The organism is Providencia sp. CIM-Carb-044, assembly GCF_033901115.1.
Lineage (GTDB): Bacteria > Pseudomonadota > Gammaproteobacteria > Enterobacterales > Enterobacteriaceae > Providencia > Providencia hangzhouensis.
Map to the genome: position 1 here is coordinate 1 of NZ_JAXADV010000032.1, position 4,901 is coordinate 4,901.

General features: G+C 51.2%; 3 protein-coding genes and 1 pseudogene. 2 read left to right on the top strand and 2 right to left on the bottom strand.

All coding sequences use genetic code 11. The annotated features are described in order from the left end of the window. Positions 1-78 precede the first annotated feature (78 nt). Positions 79-726 (top strand): annotated as a pseudogene (locus SJ312_RS22785) (IS5-like element ISEc68 family transposase); the annotation flags it as partial. A 339-nt stretch (positions 727-1,065) separates the two neighbouring features. Beyond that, positions 1,066-2,046, top strand: coding sequence for an NAD(P)H-quinone oxidoreductase (locus SJ312_RS22790; protein WP_196479507.1), 981 nt, complete (start codon positions 1,066-1,068; stop codon positions 2,044-2,046). Positions 2,047-2,258: 212 nt separating this feature from the next. Here SJ312_RS22790 and SJ312_RS22795 read toward each other — a convergent pair. Then, positions 2,259-2,956, bottom strand: a protein-coding gene (locus SJ312_RS22795) for an IS1-like element IS1B family transposase (protein WP_095033700.1) whose coding sequence is annotated in 2 segments (ribosomal slippage) — positions 2,259-2,707 and positions 2,707-2,956 — 699 coding nt in all. Because the reading frame shifts where the segments join, the coding sequence is not laid out codon by codon here. A 141-nt stretch (positions 2,957-3,097) separates the two neighbouring features. Beyond that, positions 3,098-4,489: an NAD-dependent succinate-semialdehyde dehydrogenase gene (locus SJ312_RS22800; protein ID WP_023205627.1), complete on the bottom strand. Its 1,392-nt coding sequence runs from the start codon at positions 4,487-4,489 to the stop codon at positions 3,098-3,100. Between the last annotated feature and the right edge of the window lie 412 nt (positions 4,490-4,901).

The window sequence follows — 4,901 nt, forward strand, 5'->3', positions numbered from 1 at the left end:
TTGAATGGGTTCATGTGCAGCTCCATCAGCAAAAGGGGATGATAAGTTTATCACCACCGACTATTTGCAACAGTGCCGCTGGAGCAGCATGAACTGGCCCGCAAAATCTTCAGTACCGTTAATCACTGGCTAGCAGAGTGTGGCGTTCTAATGACCCAGGGCACCTTGGTGGATGCCACCATCATTCAAGCCCCCAGCTCTACCAAAAACAAACACAACAGCCGTGATGAAGACATGCACCAGACCAAGAAAGGTAACCAGTGGTACTTCGGCATGAAAGCGCACATTGGCGTGGACGCCAAAAGTGGCCTGACCCACAGTCTGGTGACCACGGCGGCTAACGAGCACGACCTCAATCAGGTTGGCAAGTTACTGCATGGCGATGAAGAATTTATCTCAGCCGATGCTGGTTATCAGGGGGCCGAAAAGCGCGATGAGCTCAGCGATGTCAGCGCAGACTGGCTTATCGCCAAGCGTCCCGGCAAAGTGAATGCATTGAAGCAACACCCGCGCAAGAACAAGCTGGCCATCCGTTACGAATACCTGAAAGCGAGTATCCGAGCGAAGGTTGAGCATCCATTTCGGATAGTAAAATGTCAGTTTGGTTTCGTCAAAGCCAGGTACAAGGGGCTGGCTAAAAATGACAGTCAACTGGCGATGTTATTCACCCTGGCGAACCTGGTTCGAGTTGACCAATTGATACGGGCACAGGCGAGATCTACCTGAAATGAGGAAATTGGCCTGAAACAGGGCCAAAATCAGCCACGAAGAGACGATTTTGGGCTGAAAATTGGAAAATTGAGCCACAGGACGTCGATAAAGGACGGTTTGGGGCGTCATATCGGGAGCTGCGGACCACTTAATCGCAACTTCCTTAGCCAACGATGCGTTGATCCAAGGTGTTCAAATAAAACCGGAATGGATGTTCAAGTAAATCGGAATCCGCAGAGGGTACGTGCTGCAACGTACAGAAAAGTGGCTAGTGATGAGACACAGTGTAGTTGGGAAATTCAACGAAAAACAAAATCATAAGGACTTACGTTCATGTTACATACTGCGAATAAAATGACTGTCATTGAAATCTCTGAGCCTGGCGGGCCAGAGGTTTTAACGCCCGTTCAGACAACGATTCCGGTGCCAAAGGCTGGGGAAATTTTGGTTCGCGTCAAGGCCGCAGGTGTTAATCGTCCTGACGTCATTCAACGCCAGGGTCATTACCCTATGCCTGACGACGTAACCCCTATTCCTGGTCTTGAGGTCGCTGGAACGGTTTCATCAATTGGAGAAGGCGTCACGGGCGTAAAGATTGGTGACCGAGTCTGTGCTCTGACGAATGGCGGTGGTTATGGTGAGTATTGCATCGTGCCGGAAAGCCAGACACTGCCGGTGCCAGACAGCATGTCAATGATAGCAGCGGCGGCACTTCCTGAGACTCTGTTCACCGTCTGGGCAAACTTGTTCAAGATTGGTGGCGCAACACAGGGTCAGAGTGTTCTGATTCATGGGGGAACAAGTGGTATCGGCACAACCGCGTTGATGCTATGCCGCGAAATCGGTATCGAGGCATATGCGACGGCTGGATCAGATGATAAATGCGATGTGATCGCAGAGCTTGGCGCTACGCCAGTCAACTACCGGACAACTGATTTTTCTGATTTCATTTTGAAGCAAACGGATGGCCGTGGCGTTGATATCATTCTCGATATAATGGGTGCATCCTATTTCTCCCGAAATATGAGGAGTTTAGGAATGGATGGCCGGCTGGTAATCATTGGCTTCCTTGGCGGAGCTTTCGCAGATCAAGTGGATCTGCAAGAACTCGCGTTGAAGCGAGCGGTTGTCACGGGTTCAACGATGCGAGCACGAACTTCGGTCGAAAAAGCCGAAATTGCCAATGACTTGCTTAAAAATATCTGGCCGATTCTCAATGCAGGTCGTTGCCATCCCATGATTCACAGCACATTCCCGTTACGCGAAGCAGCACGCGCGCATGCATTGATGGAGTCCGGCAAGCATGTTGGGAAAATTGTTCTTACGGTGAATTAGCTTTAAGCCCGACACAACTCCCACGTTAGGTCATCAGGAATATGACCATTTAAATATCCACCAATGTTGAGCCAGCATTTATTAATACGCTTATCGGGTGATAGTAATCAAATATCACAGGACACGATATGTGGCGACTAAAATATCTGATTTCGTTTTCTGGCTTTTCTATGGTGGACACCGTCTAACACATTCGCGGTAATGACTCCAACTTATTGATAGTGTTTTATGTTCAGATAATGCCCGATGACTTTGTCATGCAGCTCCACCGATTTTGAGAACGACAGCGACTTCCGTCCCAGCCGTGCCAGGTGCTGCCTCAGATTCAGGTTATGCCGCTCAATTCGCTGCGTATATCGCTTGCTGATTACGTGCAGCTTTCCCTTCAGGCGGGATTCATACAGCGGCCAGCCATCCGTCATCCATATCACCACGTCAAAGGGTGACAGCAGGCTCATAAGACGCCCCAGCGTCGCCATAGTGCGTTCACCGAATACGTGCGCAACAACCGTCTTCCGGAGCCTGTCATACGCGTAAAACAGCCAGCGCTGGCGCGATTTAGCCCCGACGTATCCCCACTGTTCGTCCATTTCCGCGCAGACGATGACGTCACTGCCCGGCTGTATGCGCGAGGTTACCGACTGCGGCCTGAGTTTTTTAAATGGCGGAAAATCGTGTTGAGGCCAACGCCCATAATGCGGGCGGTTGCCCGGCATCCAACGCCATTCATGGCCATATCAATGATTTTCTGGTGCGTACCGGGTTGAGAAGCGGTGTAAGTGAACTGCAGTTGCCATGTTTTACGGCAGTGAGAGCAGAGATAGCGCTGATGTCCGGCAGTGCTTTTGCCGTTACGCACCACCCCGTCAGTAGCTGAACAGGAGGGACAGCTGATAGAAACAGAAGCCACTGGAGCACCTCAAAAACACCATCATACACTAAATCAGTAAGTTGGCAGCATCACCCAGTTTGCCAGTCGATTTGACTGTGGCGATAAAAGACCCGGCCAGGTGCTCGGGTCTTTATCGAACTAAATATGCTTCAAGCGCGATCAGAAGGGAGCGTTGATATCCACCACGTTGATCAACTTGTGGTTGACGAACTCTTTCAGGCCTAAGTCGATCAGTTCACGACCATAGCCGGAGCGGCGGATGCCGCCAAAGGGCAAATCAGCCTTAACCATGGTGGGGTGGTTGACAAACATCATCCCGGTAGAGACTTGCTTGGCTACCGCCAGACCGCGCTGTTCATCGGCGGTGAACACAGAGCCACCGAGGCCGAAGGGCGAATCGTTGGCAATGGCAATCGCTTCCTGTTCATCCTTTGCCTTGAGGATCATGGAGACAGGGCCGAAGAACTCCCAATAGTAAGCCGGGTTGTCCGGGGTCACATTGGTAAGTATGGTCGGCTGTACAAAAGCGCCTTGCTCCGGCACTTTGGGACCAACTTCGGTAGCTGTGGCACCATGCTCAACCGCTTCACGAATTTTCTGCTTCACTTCATCGGCAGCACCCTGGGAAGACAGGGGCGCCAGAGTCGTGTTCGGATCCATAGGGTCACCGGCTTTAAGCGCGGCTACGCCTTTGGTATAGCCTTCCATAAACTTGTCATAAATGGCTTCCACCAGGATCATCCGTTTGGATGAAACACATACCTGACCGGCATTCCAGTGACGGCCGAATACCGCCCAATCTATGGTTTTCTCAAGCTCGGCATCTTCCAGCACGATAAAGGCGTCAGAGCCGCCCAGCTCCAGAGTGGATTTTTTCAGCGCCTTACCGGCCTGAGAGGCAATAACGGCGCCTGCACCTTCAGAGCCGGTCAGAGCCACGCCATGTACCTTGGGTGAGTTGATGATCTGCTCGACTTGATCCCGGGTAGCATACAGGTTCTGGAAGGCGCCCTGTGGCAGTCCGGCATCCCGCATCAGGCTCTCAAAAGCGGCGGCGCACTGAGGCACATTGGAAGCGTGTTTCAGCAGCAGGGTGTTGCCGGCAGAAAGTTGCGGAGCCAAGATCCTGGCTATCTGGTAATAGGGGAAGTTCCAGGGTTCAATGGCCAGCAAGACCCCAAGAGGTTCATTGACCAGCAGCGCTTCCCCTTCGGCGGGATCGGCCACAGGCAGTTTCTGCGGTGCCAGCAGTCTCTCGGCATGCTCGGCATAGTATTCGAGGATCTGCGCCGACAGTTCTACTTCGGCCTCGGCCTCTCCAATGACTTTACCCATCTCTAGGGTCAGCAGCTCTGCATAGCGGCGCTTGCTGTCTCTGAGCAGGGCTGCAGCCCGATTGAGTATTTCAGCCTTGTTGGCAAAAGAGGTATTGCGCCAACTCAAAAAGGCCTGGTGGGCCGATTCAATTGCCTCTGTGACTTCGGCATCAGTGGCATTGGGAAATTCTTTGATGAGCTCTCCCGTGAAGGGATTGATCGTTGCATATGTCATGTGTTCCTCCCAGCGTTGCAAGTAATAGGGGTCAGTTTGGAGATCGGAAATTTTTGTACGTTAAGCGCATTATTTAACCAATCTTGGTTCGTAAGGGGTTGATTTTGCGTCAGTGGCTATCGCTTTTAAGTTGTCGCTCTTGCAGTATCGCATTTAGGTTATCCGATTAAGGTCAAACCTCTGAAAATGCCGTATAGCGCGGGAGTACACCCTATTGCCATAGGTAAGTCTGTTCAAAAAACAGGCTTACCGTACAATAATTCTCTATATCCAAACTGACCCCGATATTAATCAATTCTCTCATGGGTGCAAGCCCATCATTTTTGATAACGACGTTTTTTGCGCAATAGCGACAGTGCATAATTAGAAAGAAAATCCCGGCGATCACGAGACCAAAATAGCTTTCTCGACT

Excerpts from the sequence above, each read along its gene's own strand:
- SJ312_RS22790 (WP_196479507.1), top strand. The coding sequence starts at position 1,066 with ATGACTGTCATTGAAATCTCTGAGCCTGGCGGGCCAGAGGTTTTAACG.
- SJ312_RS22800 (WP_023205627.1), bottom strand. The coding sequence starts at position 4,489 with ATGACATATGCAACGATCAATCCCTTCACGGGAGAGCTCATCAAAGAA.